Here is a 19262-nt window from a genome sequence, read left to right on the forward strand (position 1 = left end):
GTGCAGCCCCCGCGACACGCATTCGGAGCCCCGGCGCGCATCACGCGCCCTGAGCGGGCGCCCTCACCTGAGCGGCCGACATCGCGCCGCGATGGATGCGGAATTCGTCGATCACGCCGTTGAAGAACGGGTCGCAATGCACTATCAGCTGCATCACTGGCGGCTTGCGTCGAATGTCGCGAACCTGTTCGCCCGGTGCTACGTCAGCGGCCGCAAATCGTACGCAGTATGCGTGTTCGGCAACGAGCGAACGGTGCTGGCGAGCGCGAAATACAACCGGCAGCTGCGGCCGCCGTGTTTCGATACGGCGGTGGTTGCCGATTTCGAGAGATCACGCATCGCGCGCGTGCTGCGGGAGCACCCAGAGCATCCGGCCAACCGCCTCGGCCTGATTCCGCGAATGCGTCTTCTCGTAGATCGCGCGCAACTGGGTGCGAACGGTCGAGAGCGACACGCCGGCAATGGCCGCGCATTCCTCCGGCGTCTTGCCGCCGATCAATGCTTCGGCGACGGCGGCTTCGGCGCTCGTCAAGCCGAATGCCTGCCGAAGTTGCTGAGCGACGACGAGCGGAGCGGCGCTGCGGCGCCTGGCGGTGATCAGTATCGCAGCGTCGCCGAGTGCGCCATCGCGTGCTTGTCCGGATAACGAAGCGATGCCGATAAAGATTTCGTGCGCGGCGCTCACGGTGCCGGCCAAGGCAAGGTTCTCGCTTTTGCGGGTCTTCGCGACACGTGCCACGGCCGCCTTGAGTGCATCGTTCTGCGGCGCGCTCGCCGCGCTCAGATGCCCGTGCTCGAGCTTGAGGCAAGTGGTGGCGCGCAACATCGACTCTGCCGCCCGGTTGACGAATATGACGCGCGAATGCCGGTCGAGCGTGAAGACGGACAAGCCCAGTTCCTCCATCAGTTCGCGGCCGAGCGCAGCGTCCCGACGCAGCACGCTTGCATCCTGCCAGAGGTTGATCGCGCGTTGCAGATGCCCGGCCATGCCCGTCAGGTTCGCGCGTTCCTCTGACGAATAGGGCGGTCGGCCGTGCGCTCTCAGCAAGCCGAGCAGGATGTCGTCGCTGCCCGGGCGCGCGAAGCGCATTCCCATCAGGTAGCGAATGCCCGACGGAATCTGATAGTCCTGAAAGAATTCGCTGCGCTCGACATCGCGTTCGGTCAGATGATCCTGGCAGCAAACGAATTCGCCGAGCGGTGCATTCTCGACGAAGCCGCGGCGCGGATCGAGCGCGCCGTAATACTGGTCGTAGAGTGCGACGATCGTGTCGAATTCCGCACGCGGCGAATAGATCGAGAATTTCGGTGCATTGCGCGCGGCGTCCCAGCTGAACATATGAAAGACGTTTGCGCCGAGCGATTCGGATACCCGATGGAAGACTTCGAGAAAACCATCCGGGCATAGGGCGGCCTCGTAGAGGTCCCCGATGAGCTGGTCCCGTTGCATGTTCCACCCCGCCGCGTAATGATTTTGTATGCGGATTTTGTCTGACGATATTGATTCGAATACCGAATTTGTTTCAGGCTAACACAGGCTATTTGCCTTCCGTACCGCATTGTTTCTGGATTTTCATTCACTTGAATGATGATCGCAAAAATCGCCTTTGCGAGAATTCCGGTCAGCGTGCATGCGCGTTGCGTATCGCACCTGACAACCAGAAGACTCGCGGGGGAAAAACAATGAAACTCAAACCTGTCGTGTGGGGTATCGCAGCGCTGGTGGTGTCTGCTTGTGGAGGCGGCGGCGGTTCATCTTCGTCACCATCCGAACCGGCCGCACAGACGGTCAGCGGCGTCGCGGCCGCCGGCGCGGCCATGCAGGCCGCGACGGTCAAACTGATGGATGCGACCGGCAAATCGGTCGACTGTCCCGCCGACGCTACGACCGGCGCGTTTCATTGCGCCGTGACCGGACTGACCGCGCCTTTCGCGTTGTCCGCTTACGGCAACGTCGCGGATTCTCAGGCCACGCTGATCGCACTCAGTGCCACGGGCGGCACGCAGACGATCAACATCACGCCGATCACGAATGCGATCGCCGCCACGATCATCGGCGACGACCCGACGAAGCTGCTGGCCGACACCGGATTGCTGCAGAGCAAGGTCACCGCCCAGGCGGTGGCCAGCACGGTGCAGGCCTATTCGTCCGCACTGGCCGACCTGCTGACCGCAACCGGCAATACGGGCGTCGACCTGATTTCCGGCCCGCTGACGGCCGGCGGCCCCGGCCTCGACCGGCTGCTCGACCAGGTGAAGATCAACGTGTTGCCGGACGGTGGGGTTCAGATCAGCTCGGTGGCGGGCGCGTCCAGCGATACGCCGGTGCAGCTTCAGCTCGCGCCCGGTGTCGCGCCGCAGCCTAGCGACAAGGCCAGCCTGCCGGCCGCCGCGACCATCAACGGCACGGTGGTGTCGAACCTGCCGAGCGCGAGCGACCTGGCGGGATTGCAGAGTGCGCTCAATCAGTGTTTCGCCGGTTCGACCGGCGCGGCGCGCGCGGGCGGCAACGTATCGGCGTGCGGCCGGATCTTTGTCGACGGCGTCGCGCCGGGCGCGCTGAACGCAGGCGTGCCCGCTGCCTATCTCAACAACGGCATGTCGGCCGACCAGGAATTCGGCGCGCATGCCGGCGGCGCGCCGGGCATCGTGGCCGACGATGCGATGAACAATGCCAGCTTCAGCTTGCCGGAAGTCATCCGCGTTATCGCCAGCGACACGATGTGGGTCAAGCTCGCGTGGACGCGCATCGACGGCATTCGCGACGGCATGCAGCAGCATGTGCAACTCGCGGTGCAGGCGAGCAGCCTCGCGAGCGGCGATACCGGCTGGCGCGTGGTCGGCAATCAGCGAGCGGTGCTGAGCAAGGTGAACGCGAATGCGCAGAAATGGGACTGGCTGAATCCGGCCAATCCGTCGACGGGGACCAATGCGTTCGTCGATTTGCTCAACCTGCAGGTCGGCACCGTCGATGCATCGGGCACCGCGGTGGATTTCGCGATCGTCAATGGCCCGGGATTGCGAAACGGCGTGTTCCTCCAGCCGTCGAGCGGTACGTGCGACACGCTGAACATCCGCGCGCAGATCGCGAGCGGGCAGACGCCGGCCCAGCTCGCCGCGCTGACGAAGAATGCGCAGTGCCGCAACAATTTCCGCCTGGCCGGTGTCGCGCAGGACCCGGCCAGCCAGAGCCTGTTCACGTGGCCCGGCGATGCGCCGCGCAACAACACCGCGTGGGCGAAGCCGCAACTGAGCGCCGCCGAGCTGGCCGACATCAAGCCCTTCAGTGCCTATACGATCGACGTCTACCAGAACGGCGACACGTCGGCGCCGGCCAGGCACTATACGGTCAGGCTGCGTACACCTTCGCCGTTGCCCGACGCGCTGCGCCAGTATGCGTGGCACGATCTGGCGCAGTCCACGCGCGATAGCCTGACGCCCGGCACCGCCAGCACGTTCGCGGGCGGCGCGACGTTCCCGCTGAGCTGGACGTCGAAGGCAGGGCTGCCGTTCGTCAAGCGCGGCAACGTGCAGATTCGCGCGACCGCGTCGGGGCAGCCCGCGCCGACGTTCGTCAACGGTTCGGCACAGGCGTCGCCGGTCCTGCCGGGAGCGGCGGTGACGCTCAACGTGCCGGGCGACCAGGGCGTCGCGTTCCCGTCGGTGGCCGGCTGGACGGGCAGCACCGACTTCTCGTTCGTGAACCTGAACTGGTCCGACACGGTCGACACGCTCTTTACCGAGTCCTTCGAGTACGACCGGTGACGGAGGCCGGGCAGATATGCCCGGTGAGAATGGGGCTGGCGGGGTGATTTTTTATCCCGCCGGCCCTTTTTGCGTCATGGCGTGGCGAGACGATGCGCGCCATGTCCTGAACGGCCTTCGAGCATGAATATTTTTATTGTCAATTCGTCAGGCATGACTCGGGAGATGGCCACGCAGTCCACACGCACGCAGCGCCGGCGTTACTCGGCAGAATCATTCTCCGTCGATTCCCGGCGCTTGCGGATGCCCAGCAAAGGGCGTTGGCGATCCCGAGACCCAGGCGCCGCCCCGCCAGACAACCTCACATCGTCCATCGCGACGCTTCCCGTCGGCTCGTCACATCGCGCCACCAGGCCCGCCGTATCGAAGCTGTAACGTTTTCGGTGCGATTTTCCCTGTTCCGCGTGCTTTCCATTTCAGGTGGCTGTCGCGGCTGCGTGGTTGCGAGACTGGCACGTTGTTAGCTTCATGGATTGCGGTGGGAACGATAGTTGCCGCGCGTTCGTGATCGTCCGACGAATCGATGCACTTGCATGACCGGGCGTGTCCGGAACGCGGCACGTTCGCTCTCCCCCCTCAGCCGATGGCGCCACACGGCCCGGCCGCCGACCGCTCGATCACGATGGGCGGAACGCGTCGGCCGCAACGTGTCGGGCATCGGCAGTTATCCCCCCTCCGACGGGAGAGCATAATGTTGGCCAACTCAATTCGGGCCCTACGAGCCCTTCTGATCGTCTTTTCCGTTTGCCTGTTGACGTTCGCAGCCGGGCCGGCGAACGCACTGTCGAATCAGTTGCTGTTGCTGCTGCCGGACAACTTTACGCTGCCTGACCCGCGTGTATCCGCGTGGCTCGATTCGGCGGCGGAGGAGGGGTTGCAGATTTCGCTCATCAGCGACACGCAATTCAAGCAGGGCGGCACGTCGCTGCAGCAGTATCAGGGGCTCATCCTGCCGGACCAGGTGCATACGGTCGCCGACGATACGCTCGTGACCGCCATCCAGAACTACGCGCTGAACGGCGGGCGCGTGATGCTCGTCTATGATTTCGGTGTGCTGAACGCAACTGGATTCTATCCGGCCGGGCAATCGCGATTCAGCTCGATGGCCGGCGTCAACTACGTGCTCTACGATACGCTCGGCGGAAGCATGATCGGCCTCGGCCCTGTGACCGGGATGGGCAGCACGTTGCGCGCCCTTCAGATTCCGCCCGGGAAGTCGATGACATGGTCCGGCTCGACGACGACCGCGACGGCGTTGGCCGCAACCACGTCAACTTCTTCGACCGGCTCGACGACGAATCAGCTGCTCTTCCTGCAGCCGAGCACGTCGAACCCGGGCGGGCTTGCCGGGTACAACCATCAGGCGTATTTCACGTACAAGATGGATAACGGCCGCATGACCAGCGTGCCGCTGAATCTCGGGCGCGTGTCGACGGGTGGCAAGGTCACATCCGGATCGTATTCGCCGACATCGACGACGCTGTCGTCGGTATCCACGGCGGTGAGTGGCGCGACGTCGCTCGCGACTGCGACACCGTCGGCGACGACGGACGTGCTCGAAGGAATTTCCGGCTACGTATACGGCTTCCTCACATATCCGAGCTACGTCACACAGGGCACGTATACAGGCACGACGCTGCTGACGTCGCCGAACTTCGGTCTCGTCGCGGGCTATCAGGCGTATGGAAACGGCGGCGTGATGTTCGTCAACATGCCGCTCGCGTATCTCGACGGACAAACCGACAGCATGCCGATTCACGGCTTTCTGCGTTACTTCACGACGAACATCCTGTCGATGCCGCACCTGTCGCTGCAGCCGCGCGCGCAGGCCGGGATGGTCCTGAACTGGCACTTCTGCGCGGAAGACCAGATCCAGCCGGCGCAGTACCTGAAGAACTACGGTGTCTGGAACAGCGGCCCGTACTCGATCGTGATGACCGCTGGCCCGGACGACGTGACGATCGGCGATGGTCTCGGGATCAACTTGACGAAAAATACGCAGGCGAAGCAACTTGTCGCGTTCCTGCTCAAGCGCGGGCACAAAGTCGGCAGCCACGGCGGCTGGGCGCACGACTACTGGGGGGCGAACGCCAGCGAAACGAACGCGAGCACGTTCACGCAATATCTGGTGCTGAACCACAATGCAGTCCAGTCGGTGACGGGCAAGCCGGACGTCGAATGGGCGGCGCCGGAAGGCAACACGCCGACGTGGGCGGTGAACTGGCTCGAGTCGAACGGCTATTCCGGTTACTACTTCACCGGCCATACCGGCAATGCGCAAACGCGGGCGTATCGCAACGGTTCGCTGCTGAATCCGGGCATCTGGGCGTTTCCGGTGATGCCGTTCGGCAAGTACGCGACGTTCGAGGAGTTCCAGGAGTTCGCGGTGCCGACGACAGACGTTCAGAACTGGTATCTGTCGCTGATGGACTTCGTCGTTGCGAACCGCACGAGCCGGTTGATCTACATGCACCCGCTGGGCGCGTCATGGTATCCGAACGTCGTTACGACGTTTCTCAGCTACGCGGCGTCGCTCGCGACGACGGGCCAGTTCAAGTGGTTCACGATGGACCAGCTCACGCAATTCGACCGGCGCCGTCTGCTGGTGAGCTGGACGGCGACAGATACCGGTACCAGCTGGACGTTCAGTGCAACGCATCCGACGAACCTCCAGGACATGACCTGGCTGTTGCCGAAGCGCACGTACCAGATGCCGAGCGTGAAAAGCGGAAGCGCGACGGTCGTCAGTACCGATCAGAACAACTGGCTGGTCATCGCGGGCACGGGAAAATCGCTGTCGTTCACGAGCGCGAAGGTGCAGTGACGCACCTCAGCTCGTTTGCCAAGGGGGAACACCATGAACCGAGCCTCGTTTGCGCGTGGGCTGTGCATGTTGGTCGTATCGGCGAGCGTCGCGCTTGTGACCGGCGTGGCGTTCGCGCAATCCTCGTCGCGAGCGCTGCATGGGTTTGCGAGGCCGCCGCTCCATCTGCACGGATCCGCGAAACGGAATCCGGTCGGCCTGTCGCCGCAGCAGATCCGCCATTTCTACGGGTTCGATCTATTGCCGGCGCGCGGCTATGGTGGCGACGATCAGGTCATCGCGATTGTCGACGCCTATGACAATCCGAACGTCGAGGCTGATCTGCGATTGTTCAGCAACACGTTCGGCTTGCCGCCGTGCGCGTCCCCGCGCTGCTTCACGAAGGTGTACGCGACGCCGGACAAGCGGCCGCCGCCGCCCGATGCGCTGTGGGCGCTCGAAAGTTCGCTGGACGTGCAGTGGGCACACGCGATCGCACCGAATGCGCGGATCGTGCTGGTCGAAGCCGCATCGAGTTCGCTGGACGACCTGATGAGCGCGATCGCACTCGCGACGAGTCCGGCACCGGGCGGGGTCGGCGCAAAGGTCGTGTCGATCAGCTGGGGGAGCGCCGAATTTCTGGCCGAAACGCAATACGACGGGCAGTTCGCCAGCGCGAACGGCGTGTCGTTCGTCGCTGCGTCCGGCGACGGCGGCAATGGTGTCGACTACCCGGCCGCGTCGCCGTACGTGCTGAGCGTCGGCGGCACGTCGATCGCGATCGACTCAAGCGGCGCTTATGCCGGCGAAGCGGCGTGGGCCGGCAGCGGCGGCGGACAGAGCACCGTCGAGTCGGAACCGACGTATCAGTCGAACTTCGGGACGCCATCGGACAGCCTCGGGCTGCGCGGTGTGCCCGACGTCGCTTACGACGGCGATCCGGCGTCCGGCTTCGCGGTATACGATTCGTACGGCTATGCGGGGCAGCGCGGCTGGTTCGTCGTCGGCGGCACGAGCGCGGGCGCACCGCAATGGTCCGCTTTGGTCGCGATCGTCAACAGCTTGCGCATCGCGCGCGGCAAGACGACGCTGAACGCGGTGAATGCGATCCAGAGCGTGCTGTACGGTCTCGCGTCGAGCGCTTACGCGGCGAACTTCCGCGACATTGTCAGCGGATCGAACGGCACATGCGGCACGCTTTGTACCGCGGCGGTCGGATACGACTACGTGACCGGCCTCGGGCGCCCGATGGCCGCTAATCTGATCCAGGCACTGATGGCCGCACCTTGACGTGGATATGTTGGCGGCTCGAGAAGATCAGGCGGGTCCGCGCGCCACATACGAGAATGTTGGTCGGTAGGCGTGTTCCCTCGTATCTGGCGGCGGGTCTGCGCTATTCACGATATTCGTGTTCGTGCATGCGCCCGCGCTCGTCCTCACGCCACGGATCATGTTCACGCGGATGACGATGCATCCACTCGTCGTGCTCCCAGTAGCGGTGGCCGTCCCAGTAGCGGTGGCCGTGCATGCCGATTGTGATCGACACACCCGGCGCCGGGGCGGGCTCTTCGTACCTCGGTTGCGGTGCAACGTAGACTTGCGCGAAGGCCGTGGTGGCCGCGACGAGTGCGCTGCCTGCCACGAGTGTCGCCAGAATTCGGCGGTTCGAAATTGTCTTGGGCTTCATCGTGCTTTCCTCCATTCAGTACCTGACAACGAGCATGAATCGTTCTCGTACGAAGCGGCAGGCGCTTCGCTCGCTATTTCAACGACGCGATCCGCATCTCTTTGCAGCAATGCCGATCCGATGGCCGAAGCCACGATGTCACCATCGCCGCAGGCCGGATATGCAATCGCTTCGAGGCACGGCGTGTGAATAATGTGAAGGAATGCAGAGCATGATGGCGCAACGCGAAAGCGCACGCGGACAAGGTCCACAATGCAATCGGGATTTGCGTTCAGATCTGACAAAGCAACACTTACATTGAATTGAAATGAAGTGGAGGGAACCGACCCATTCCCGCAGTGCCGATGTCGGGTCGAATACCGCTTCGCATCCGAAGAAAGGGCCCCTGCTCTGCCTTGCGAGAGGATGCGCACTGTGGCATCACTGTTCTCCGCCCGGTGGCCAGTGCAAGGGCGGCGAGTCATTTCATCGACGAAGACGCACGATGTCGTTGTTCGATCATTCGCTCACATGCAGCGGGTATATGTGTTGCTCATTGCGCTGGCGGTGTTCGCCGGCACCGGACCCCCGCATGGCACCACGATGTAACTGATGCGCGTTCGTAACAGGCTATCTCGTGGTCATATCAATTCAATGGAGACGTCCTCCGAACAGACCGAGCAGCCCGATGATGATCAAGTAGAGCGCAACGATGTAATTCAGGAGGCGGGGTACCACGAGGATGAGAATGCCGGCGATCAGCGAAACCAGCGGGCCGGCGCTAGTGAGCGTGTTCATGCTTCCTCCGCAAGATTGAGAACGAGTGGCCACCGCCTGCCTTGCCTCCGGCACCCGTTACAGAGACGCGAGCCTGGCGAGCGTCAAGCTTGCGGCCGTCAACTCACTGTCCACAAGCGCGAACGCTTCGACCGGCGCAATCGCCGTACCTGCACCGACGTTTCATCGCGATTGAGATCGGCGTGCCGGACCGCAGTTCGAGCATTCGTCAAGTTTCAAGGAGCAATGTCATGAACAAAGATCAGGTAAAAGGCCGCCTTACGGAAGCAAAGGGCAAGCTGAAGGAAATGGTTGGCAAGGTCGTGGGAAATCGAACAAGCAGATTGACGGGCAAGGCCGAACAGATCGTCGGCAAGACACAAGCGTCATTCGGCGACGCAAAGGAGCGATTCAAGAAGCGGCATTAGAGCCTGACGTGGAAGACACCGAACTGGCTTCTCGTCAGACCGAAGCGGCCGGTGTGAATTGGAGTCGACCTTCAGTGGCTTCGCGAAGCGTGCGTTGAAAGCGGCCACGGGGGGAAGCGTGTAAACGTTGGCGTCTGCTGCCGTGTTGGTCCATCACAATCGCAACGCCTTGACCGGCCGATCGCGCATCGTCATCGTGATCCGGTCCGTTGGAGCCATCGCAGCCCTCGGCGCCGGACATTCACGGCCGTACTGCTGACACGGCCCGAAAGCGGACATTTCAATCTGGCCACTACACACCCAAAACGTTGAATAGCATCATGTAGAGCATGATTTGATATCCGAATTGAGTGACTCGCCGAGAAGAGACCCAACTTGAATCAGCACTGGTCACCAGGTCATCACCACGGTCGCCGTGCACGCTGCTGGAGCGGTCGTATTACCTAAAGCTGCTTTTCGGGCGGCGCCGTGCCGTTGTGACGAACACGAGTGCACAGATCGCGCCGAAGTATCGTGATCGAAAGAGTGGTGCACCATGCAATGGGCATGGCAGGAAGCCTCAATGGATTGAGGGAGTGAAGGGCCGCGATCGTTTTTTGAGCAAGCACTGAGTCGAACTGACGGTCTAGCACAAAGCCGCTAACGGTAACCAACGGGAAATTGGGCGCTGTGTCGCGAGCGGACGGGCTTCCTTCAGGTGTGACGGCGTCGAAGTGTCGAACTGCCTGCTGCCGCGCACTTCGACGTTCAGAATGCGTGGAGAAATCCGCAGATGAGCGAACTTGTTCAGATTGCGCCCGGCGCGTGCGTTCTGTAAGCGCTGGGCCCTTGATCGAGGGCCTGCCTGCTTTCACGTGCGGACGGCGCGCGTTTCCTGACACCGCGCGCCTACGCCTACGGCAAATTAGTGATATTGGTACGGGATGTGGTTTTCAGCCGTTCCGCCAATGGTGTGCGTCAACTGGCAACGGGACATCAAATACTGGCGCTTCTCCCGGAGCTTCTGCGCCTTGATCCTGTCGCCATACCGGCTCGCGGCTTCGGCTTTGACTTCAAGTTTTCGCAGCTTCTTTTGATAGCCGTAGCTATTGCATTGGCCTGCGAAGGCGGGCAGGGCGAGCGCCATCAAGAGAAGAGTCAGGGTTATTTTTTTCATTGTTCAGAACGATCCCAAAAAATCTGAGTGAATGATTTGCAGGGAAGGAATCGCGTTATCAGGACGACGCCTCCCACGCGAACCTATCGTCGCGAAATCGACTCATCGGAACAATCAGATACGTCTGAAAGAAAGTCAAAGATGGACAAGGACAGTCTCGAGTGCTGGTGTAAGCGCGCGACGAGTCCTGATTTTTCACGAAAAGGACGACTGCACTCGATTAGACGGATTCCAATCCGACAAAGTCTTGTCGTGTGGCACCAAATCAGGACTTCTATAAATGACCTGCGCAAAATCGAATTGCGAGGTGCCACCAACGGCGATCGAGCGCGGGGATCGAAAGTCGCTCAAGCGGCTGCAGTCCCGTCTGTCGATCGCCGCTGGGAGCCTGAGACAGTCGCAGACGGAACCGTCGCTCACGATGCTGGCGAAGCGGTGCGGCATCGAAGGATTTATTCGCGGAATGTCTAATGTCAGCGCGGAGCACCGCCAAGGCCGCAGTCGCTTAGAGCCAGTCAGCGCGTACGCGGACTTCGCCGCTGGCCGAAACGGTACCAAACCAGGGCGCGCCTGACGTGTCGGTCGCGAGTTGCTTTGGATCGAGCGGGAAGCGCAGGTCCATATCGAGGGCCCCCTCGTACGCGAATGCGCCGCCGAGGGTCTCGCGCCACCTTAGCGTGGCAACGTCATACACGGTGCCGGCGCAATTGTCCGGGCGGTCGTCGAGCCCAGTGCCGTCATAAAAGCGGACGATTGACGGCACTGCAACCACTGTTGCACCACTCTTGTCGACGAATTTGCAACGTGGCCCGTCGGCGGTTTGCACACTGGGCGCGAGCACGTCTACCGACACCTTGGTCGCCTTCGACGCGCCATACTGGCGGATTGTGAGCGGCACGACGATCTCCGCATCCTGGCCGATCGAACCGGAATATTTGCCCATCGCGGCGGGGTCGCGCTCGTCGATCGCGACGCCGAATGTGAGACGTTTCAGTTCCGTATCTTCGAAAAAGGACACCCGCATGTCGACGGCCGTTCCACCGGTAGATTGCACGATCGCGCCGATGGTTTCGCCGAGCGGCTTCGCTTCGGCGTCGCCCAGCAGCGAATCCAGCAGATTCGACGTGACCACCAGTTTCGTTGTGCCTAAGGCAGTCGCAGAGACCTTCGACAACTTCTGCCCGCCAGCCGTCTTGAACCATACGTCGGATTGCTGAGAAGGCGGTACGATGAACGAAATGTTATCCATCGTGGCCGTGGAGTTGGCGGATATCGGGCATTCCATGTTGCCGTCCGTGATACGGCATACGGGCGGAACGGATACGAGCATTTTGCCGTTCGACACGCTGATGGTGCCGCTGATCGGTGACAGCGTGAGCGTCCGGGAGGCGGTTGGCGTCACCGTCGTTCTGTAAAGGAACTGGCTGGAGTATCCGCAAAGGCCCATGTTCGAGAAGTTTCCATTCAACCACCAATCCGAAAGCTGCTGACCGCGGTCTCCAAGTATGACAGAGGAGTAGAACATATGCGCACCGAACGTCATCGGTGACTGGTTCAGGAAGGCGTCCGCCACCATCTTTCTGGCGGTCTGATCTTGCACTTGAGTACCCGGCCCGCGAACGAACTGCCCCAGCGAGTTGCTGGTTTGCTGCGTAAATTGATCAATTGACGCGATTTGCATGCCGTTGATGATGTAGTCCGCGCTGAGACGATTCAGTGTGTTCTTGCTCGAATAGGGAAGATTGGGGAAGCGCACATCCTGGCTATTCGGAACAACGATCGAGCGCAAGCCGCCGCTCGCCGACAGCCATGCGCCGACAGCGACGTCCGGGAAAGAGTCCCAGGTGGTCGCTTCCTTGAAGATGATTGCCAGCTGCGTCAGTTGGGGATTCGTTTTGTGAATGCGCCCGACGAGTGCGCCCGTCGTACCAGCGGGAATGTCAGGCAAATAAAGATAATCGCCCACCTCAATCACTAACGGCGCATAAGAGTGGTCCGAAATCGTCGGCGAACGGCTGCACGGAACGCTGAACGGGTCATCGGCCGCGGCATGGGCAGAGACAGCATGACCGAGCGCCAGCGCGCCGCTCAAGCAAAAGCGAATCGCAGCGCGTAGAAAAAGTGGTTTGAGATTTGACATTTCAATGCAATGGCGAGGAGAGGAGTAGACACATTCGGTGGAGCGCACATGATTTATTGCCGCCATCCGGATTCAGGTCGACACGCAACGCACGTTCGACCACGAGCGGTTGAGCGGAGGGGGCTGCGATGAGGACCGGATAACCGAGTCGTCCCGCTAATCACACGCAAAATGGCTTTCGTATGCTAACGGAGAGGCGCGCGATCAGAATATGAGAACCGTCCTAAATGCATTCCGCAGAGATCCGCGCCATGCCCGCTCGGCCTGCCGGCGGAGTCGGGGAAGGTCTCGCCGATAGCTGCGGAATCGTTGCGAGAGTACGCACGGAGCGTACGCCTTCCGCGCTCGCGCTACTGGAGCGTCGATCAGATGTATCAGTCTGCGATTGAGCGCGAGGCCGTGTGAATGTTCTCGCGCGGAGTACCGCGACGCGTTCGTTCGCGCCCGGATCCGTGCCGACCGGCCGTTGTGCAATGGCATCTGCAGGCGTCGGGCATGTCTTCTGGCTTTGACGATCCGTAGAGACCGCGCACACGGCGCGGCACTCACGGTGCATACCGGCATCTTGTCCGCCCTCGAGCGACGCACGCCTGGACCGGCCAGGGCGAATCGCACCCATCGCCGTGTGACCCATTTAGCGCAGGTGAAAACACACGCGGACGTGTTTCGGCAGCGCGTTGCGGGTGCGCCGCGAAATGCACCGACCATCGTGGTCGTGATGCGTGTTGTCTTCGGTTCCGGCGCACCTGCCGGTTTCGCACGTCCAAATCATCGCGTCCTCGGCAAACCTTTTTCTGTTGGCTTACTTGCCGGAGAGGGATGCGCTCGGGTGTGACTGTCATCCGTCAGCACGGGCGCTGGGCCGCATGAGTGTGTGCCGTTCGAAGCGGGTCAAGGATTTTTTAGGCCCATTCTTATATTACATTGGCCTTTCAATTGAAATAATTCGTTTCGCCGCCGTGATCTGGCAAACCCATTGAACCGGCAGTTGGTAGGACGGGCGGTCCAGAAGAATCCCCGGGTATGGGATGTCGTCTGGTCATCCAAGTTAATTGATGAACACCTTTGAGAGATCGATATGAAGAAAACTGCATTCCGCCTCGCAGTGGCATCCGCACTCGCAGTCGCGTTCGCTGTTCCGGCCATCGCCGCAACCGTGGGCCCGGAAGAAGCACGCGTGAAGTGGACGGCATCCGTTGTCAAGAAGTCCGACGTGACGCTGAGCGTCTTCGCGGAAGGTAGCACGACGCTCGATTTCGAGTGGAACCCGTCGAGCGAAGCATTCTCGACGCAGGACCGCACGCTGACCGTTCTCGCGGCGGGTTACGAAGGCGGCACGGGCTACAAGATCCAGGCGCAAGTCACGAAGAACACGCTGAATGCCGTTGCAGGTGGCGTGAAGGATTCGCTGAAGGTCGGCGTCGATCTCGGTGGCGTCGAGCTGAGCGAAACCCTCACCGACATCCTGTCGGGCACCGGCGGTGACGCGGCGCCGTCGATCGCGGCAAATGGCCTGCAGAACATGAATCTGTCGAAGGTCGGCCCGAACAAGACGCCGAACGGCTCGTACCACCAGGCGAATGGCGTGCCGGTGAAGTTCTCGATCGCAGAAGGCACCGACAAGGACGGAAACGCGCTGACTGGCACAGGTCTGTCTGGCGTCTCCGACGGCCGTTACAACGGCGACGTCGAAGTGCGTTTCGTCGCGAGCTGGGAAACGCCGACCGCGTAAGTTGCGCCGAATGCCTGCATAGACTCGGTCGAAGCAGGCATTGACTCCGGTAATGCCGGACCTCGCGGTCTAGGGGTTCGGCATTTTCTTTTTCTTTTCTTTCGGAGGACACGATGAAGCCACTCAAACTCTTGGCGCTGGCGGCCGCGCTGATGGGCGCGCAGCATGCATCGGCCATCGGCATCGGATCGTTGACGACCGAAATGCAGGAAAACGAGTTCTACGTCGTCAAGCAGATCAAGAACGACGACTCGGTAGCCAAATTCGTGTCGACGGAAGTCCAGGAGATTACCAATCCGCGGCAATTGAAGGTGCTGCATGAGCAGAAAAAGGATGTGCTGATCTCGCCCGCAACGGTGTTTCTGCCGCCGCATCGAACGGCGGACGTCAAGATCTACTACCAGGGCAAGCGGGACGACAAGGAGCGCTACTACCAGTTGTCGTTCATTGAACAGGCCGTGTCGTCGCAATCGAACATCAGTGATGGCGTCAGCTTGTCCGCGAAGCAGCGCATTCGGCTGAGTTCGATCCTCGTCGTGCGCCCACGAACGATCCACTTCAAATTCGAACACGACGGCAACGGGCGTGTGAAGAACATCGGAAATACCTTCGTCCATGTCACGGCCACGGGGAAGTGCGAAGAAAAGGCCGCAACCGAACCGAAGGCGTGCAGCCGATCCACTTTCCTGCTCCCGGGCGAGTCGGGAGACATGCGAAAGGAAAAGGGCTTGGTATCCCTTCAAGGCATTGGCGTCTGGAAAGGCAGCGACTACCAGTATTTCCCGATGAATGCCGCACCGTCGAAGGTCGTAGCGAAGTAACCGAATCACGGTTATGTGACTTGGATAAACAGAGATTCAATTTGGACTGCGAATGAAAAAGTCGACAATGACAGCAATTAACGTCGCCGTATCCCTTGCGGGAGGATGGGTGTCGTCGGCTGTGCTTGCGGCGGATCATTCGGTGATGTTCGATCGGGGTGCGCGGGCAGTCGAGACGCCCGAAGCTGACAGGGGGCGCGACGAGTCCGCATACGCCGTCGATGTCGACGCGATCACGGCCTCGGAATACGCATCGGTATCCGTGCCAGCGTCGGACATGGAACCAGGCCGCGATGCTCGCTCGCTGCATCCGGAAATTGCCGATCGCGCGCCCGATCCTGCGGAGGGTGCAGATGCCGATGGCGCATTGGTCGCCGGTCAGTACGCCTTTCCTGACAACCTGCTTGGTGCACTCGAGCAGGGTGTCGACGTGCCCGTGCGGCTCAAGATCGATAGCGGTTCGGAGGAAGCGGGCCGGGCGACCGTCAAGTACGATGGGCGCACGCTGACGCTGGTGGACTTCAGCCTCGCGAAGATCGCCATCACGGATGCCGCGAAGCAGAAGATTGCGGATCGCTACGGCAAGCCGCTGCGCATGATCGCGGAAACGTCGAGCGCACGCGAGGACGTATCTGACGTCCAACTGGAATTCAATCTCCGGACGTTCGAACTGGTTGCACAACTGCCGAGGGATGCCTATGCAAGCGAAGGCGCGCCGCGCTTGCATATGCTGCCCGACAGTACCGAGAAGCATCCGAGCGGTGTGCTGAATTACGACATGTCGGTCGTGAAGAACGCCAGAGCCGATGCGAACGGCTACCTCCACATGCAGTCGGTCAGCGCAATTGGTGTCAATCACGCGTATGTTGAGGGCGACATTCGCAGCGGCGACGATTTCAACCTGTATGAAGCGCGGCTGGAACGTGATTACCGCGGCGTATCGATCACGGCCGGCTATCTGAGCACCTGGTCGATGAATGCGCTGGGGCAGACAACGTTCCTTCCGGGCGGGCGCTTTCTTGGCGTCAGCGCAGGCACCGCAAGCCGCTCGGAGTTGAACGACGGCTCGCTGGCGCGCACGCCAATCTTCGCGTTCATGCCTGCATCGGGTGAAGTGCAGATTCATCGCGACGGCAAGCTGATCAACGTTCAGCATCTTCCCCTCGGCAACCAGGAAATCGATACGCGCCAGTTGCCAGTCGGGACTTACCCGATTCGCGTGGACGTCGTTGTCAACGGTCGTGTGGTGTCGTCCCGCAATGAGCAAGTGTACAAGCCGAGTAACGGCGGAACCGGTGCGGACACGCAGTATCAGTTCTATGTCGGCCAGTATGTTGCGAACAACGTTGGGGGGCGTGGTGCGATCAGCCGACAGCTCGTCGGCGCGAGCGGCAAGATGGCGACTCGGTTCGGCACGTTTAACGGAAGTGCATATTATTTTGACGGTCTGGCCGCCGCCGAACTGCGGTATCAACGGGGTTTCAAGCACGGTAACGTAGGCATCGACACGGGAGCGACGAGCGACGGCGGTTTTCGCGTGAATGCGAATGGCGCGGCGAACATCGGGCCTGTCGGCGCGTGGGCGAACTACATGCTGACGACGGGCAGCACCGCGAAGAACGGCGTATACAATCAGCGCACACTGAGCTTCGGTTCGAACGTGAACGTTGCGCGTATGTTCGGCTGGGCCAACAACGCGACGCTCAACGTGAGCGGAAGCGTATACGGCGGCGGTGGTCAGGACTACCGCATCGACTGGAGCCAGGACATTTACTCGAACAAATGGGTGCGCGTGATGCTCAATGGCGGCCAGATGTTCAGCCGGAATAGCGGCGGCATGGGCCGTAAGTGGAACAATGCGTTCTACGTCGGCCTGAATGCGACGTTCTCGTTCGGCGACGCAGGCATCGACTATTCGCGTTCGCTCGATACCGAGCAGATCGGCGCGCACGTCGGCTGGCGGCCGGAGCGTATCCCGGGCGTCGACTATCTGTCGGCAGGGGTCAACCGCTCGCGTTCGCTGTCGAGCGACTATGGCAATCCGTCGAGCACCCAAGCGAACCTTGGCGCGCAGGGCCACAACCGCTGGTTTGGCTGGCAAGGTAACGTGAACATCGACGATACCGGCGACGCCAGCGGCACCGCCGCGATGCAGGGCAGTGTCGGGTGGAACACGCGCGGCATCGGGTTCAACAGCAAGAAGGGCGAAAGCGGCGTGATCGTCGGCGTGGACAAGTCGGCACGTGGCAACCTCGAGATGGTGTCCACGAATGGGGCGTTGGCGCTCGATTCGCGTTCCACGTTCGTTCCGCTTACGGGATACCGCGAACACCGCGTGACGATCCGCACGCGTCGTGACACGCCGGAAAACTTCGATATCCAGGAAGGCGACGCCAAGCTCGTGCTGTATCCGGGCAACGTCGCGTCGATGATGCCGAAGGTCCGCCGGCTGGTAACGGTGTTCGGCGTGCTGACCGAGAACGGTTTGGTGAAGCCGAACACCGAGATTCGCAACCACATCGGCAAGGCTACGACTGCGGCCGACGGCGGTTTCGTGATCGACGTCGATACCGCCTATCCGGTCATTCAATATGAGACGGGCACCGGCGGAACGTGCGAGATCGACTTTGACCTCAGCAAAGCGCAAGGCGCGCTGTGGGTTGATCAGATCGAATGCAAACCGAAAAGCGTGGCCGATGCGCGCCCGGTTCGGCGTCGCGAAGGTTGATACCAAACCAAAATGGAGGAGACGTATCCATATGCGCGGCCGACGCAGTCGGTCGCGTGTCTATTTTTGTCGGGTAACGCGCGATGCCGGGCCGACTGGCTGAGTTGTAGCGGGTGAGATGCGTATGCGCGGACCAGTAACCAGTGAGGAATCGATTGAGGCAATTCGCAGCGTTCGTGATGTTGGTCTGGTCTTGCACAGCGCAGGCATTGTCCGTTGGCGACATGACCTATTTCATGGGGTCCGGGAAAGACTATCTCGTTCGCGAGGTCGTGAACGACAGCGACCAGACGCGCGTGTACGGCGTGTCAGTGGAGGAAAGCGCTCCGCCGTATGGCGACGTCGCGACCTGGAAGCCGAAAGGCGGCGATCTGATGTACGCACCGAAGCAGCTCGTGTTACGCCCGAACAAGAGTGGGTGGTTGCGTCTCTATTTCAAAGGTGTAAGTGACGACTCGCCACGCTATTTTCGCGTGACGTTCCGCGAGGAGCGCGCGGTTTCGATCGATACAAATGCGGTCAAGGTGAAACCGCGTCTCGAGTTGCAGACAATCCTGGTCGTGCAGCCGAGGTCGCCAAGGCAGGCTTATCGGGTCGATGGGACGCTATTCGTTAATACGGGGAACACGGTCATGCTGGCAACCGCGCATGGGGAATGTGCGCTTTTGATTGACTGCATGCGAGACCGCTATTTGTCGCCTGGTGAATCACTCGATCTGGCCGGGCTGAATCCAGTGGGCGGCCCGGTCAGGGTCGTCTTGGCAAACGGGACCGACACACATGAAGTGAAAGTGGTGCCGACGAATTAATTTTCCCTGTCGCTCGATGTATTCGAACCCATCGGCACGGGTGCGATAGGCGCGCCTGCTCACGCGCTCGGTTCTTCAGGGTTGAAGAAGCATTCCATTGCGGCGTTATCCCCAGGAATCGCCTCGACGGCTCATGCCAAATGCAATGCCCTCTTGCCTGAGTAGCGATCTTGGAAGCAGATCGGCACCGGCATCACACCCCCGCACAACTGACGCCTTAGCCAGCGTCAAGAGGCACCGGGCGCGACAGAGGGACGCCCTTGTCCCCTGAACAAGGCTTGGTCCCGGACACAGCGCTCCCATCCCAAGAAGCCGCATCGAATCGCGGCTCATCGATTCCAATTTCACATTCCGATTAACCCGCGATGGATAGCACGAACAGCAACGCCGCATTACCTCGAGCAAAGCAAGTAGCCGTCGTCCCGGTGAATCTGATC

At 61.2% G+C, this 19262-nt stretch carries 14 protein-coding genes; 8 read left to right on the forward strand and 6 right to left on the reverse strand.

All coding sequences use genetic code 11. The annotated features are described in order from the left end of the window. Positions 1-40: 40 nt before the first annotated feature. Both DIE08_RS35915 and DIE08_RS11255 read right to left on the reverse strand, forming a co-directional pair. A complete protein-coding gene (locus DIE08_RS35915) occupies positions 41-157 on the reverse strand; it encodes a LamG domain-containing protein (RefSeq protein ID WP_221622504.1) in 117 nt (38 codons plus the stop codon). A gap of 174 nt (positions 158-331) precedes the next feature. Further along, positions 332-1450, reverse strand: a complete 1119-nt coding sequence (locus tag DIE08_RS11255) for a helix-turn-helix transcriptional regulator (RefSeq protein WP_124901936.1) — start codon at positions 1448-1450, stop codon at positions 332-334. A gap of 233 nt (positions 1451-1683) precedes the next feature. Between DIE08_RS11255 and DIE08_RS11260 the strand changes: the two genes are divergently transcribed. The 3 genes from DIE08_RS11260 (at position 1684) to DIE08_RS11270 (ending at position 7858) form a co-directional block, all read left to right on the forward strand. After that, the gene (locus tag DIE08_RS11260; protein WP_124901937.1) at positions 1684-3765 is read left to right on the forward strand and encodes a hypothetical protein; all 2082 of its coding nucleotides are present in this window, start codon (positions 1684-1686) and stop codon (positions 3763-3765) included. Between the two features lie 691 nt (positions 3766-4456). Next, positions 4457-6589 (forward strand): polysaccharide deacetylase family protein, encoded by a 2133-nt coding sequence (locus DIE08_RS11265; RefSeq protein WP_124901938.1) that lies wholly within the window; start codon positions 4457-4459, stop codon positions 6587-6589. A gap of 33 nt (positions 6590-6622) precedes the next feature. Further along, the gene (locus DIE08_RS11270; protein WP_124627538.1) at positions 6623-7858 is read left to right on the forward strand and encodes a S53 family peptidase; all 1236 of its coding nucleotides are present in this window, start codon (positions 6623-6625) and stop codon (positions 7856-7858) included. A 103-nt stretch (positions 7859-7961) separates the two neighbouring features. Here DIE08_RS11270 and DIE08_RS11275 read toward each other — a convergent pair whose 3' ends face one another. Both DIE08_RS11275 and DIE08_RS11280 read right to left on the reverse strand, forming a co-directional pair. Beyond that, on the reverse strand, positions 7962-8255 hold the full coding sequence (locus DIE08_RS11275; protein WP_124627540.1) for a hypothetical protein: 294 nt from the start codon (positions 8253-8255) through the stop codon (positions 7962-7964). 630 nt (positions 8256-8885) lie between these two features. Continuing rightward, positions 8886-9032, reverse strand: a complete 147-nt coding sequence (locus DIE08_RS11280; protein ID WP_124627542.1) for a DUF3096 domain-containing protein — start codon at positions 9030-9032, stop codon at positions 8886-8888. Positions 9033-9262: 230 nt separating this feature from the next. Here DIE08_RS11280 and DIE08_RS11285 point away from each other — a divergent pair, with 230 nt between their 5' ends. Further along, entirely contained in the window at positions 9263-9439 is a 177-nt protein-coding gene (locus tag DIE08_RS11285; RefSeq protein ID WP_124627544.1) for a CsbD family protein, read from the forward strand. Positions 9440-10343: 904 nt separating this feature from the next. Here DIE08_RS11285 and DIE08_RS11295 read toward each other — a convergent pair. Next, on the reverse strand, positions 10344-10595 hold the full coding sequence (locus tag DIE08_RS11295; RefSeq protein WP_124901940.1) for a hypothetical protein: 252 nt from the start codon (positions 10593-10595) through the stop codon (positions 10344-10346). Positions 10596-11100: 505 nt separating this feature from the next. Beyond that, positions 11101-12735: a hypothetical protein gene (locus DIE08_RS11300; protein WP_124901941.1), complete on the reverse strand. Its 1635-nt coding sequence runs from the start codon at positions 12733-12735 to the stop codon at positions 11101-11103. Positions 12736-13813: 1078 nt separating this feature from the next. On the opposite strand from DIE08_RS11300, the gene DIE08_RS11305 reads away from it, so the two are divergent. From DIE08_RS11305 to DIE08_RS11320, 4 genes are all read left to right on the forward strand, one after another. Continuing rightward, positions 13814-14467 carry a common pilus major fimbrillin subunit EcpA gene (locus DIE08_RS11305; RefSeq protein ID WP_059599572.1) on the forward strand — a complete coding sequence of 218 codons (654 nt, stop codon included), beginning with the start codon at positions 13814-13816 and terminating at the stop codon, positions 14465-14467. 113 nt (positions 14468-14580) lie between these two features. Further along, on the forward strand, positions 14581-15288 hold the full coding sequence (locus DIE08_RS11310) for a fimbria/pilus periplasmic chaperone (RefSeq protein ID WP_124901942.1): 708 nt from the start codon (positions 14581-14583) through the stop codon (positions 15286-15288). Positions 15289-15340: 52 nt separating this feature from the next. Then, entirely contained in the window at positions 15341-18016 is a 2676-nt protein-coding gene (locus tag DIE08_RS11315) for a TcfC E-set like domain-containing protein (RefSeq protein WP_124901943.1), read from the forward strand. A gap of 224 nt (positions 18017-18240) precedes the next feature. Then, positions 18241-18825, forward strand: coding sequence for a hypothetical protein (locus DIE08_RS11320; RefSeq protein ID WP_124901944.1), 585 nt, complete (start codon positions 18241-18243; stop codon positions 18823-18825). The last annotated feature ends 437 nt before the right edge of the window (positions 18826-19262 follow it).

The sequence above is a fragment of the Burkholderia sp. Bp9004 genome, assembly GCF_003858025.1.
Classification (GTDB): Bacteria; Pseudomonadota; Gammaproteobacteria; order Burkholderiales; family Burkholderiaceae; genus Burkholderia; species Burkholderia diffusa.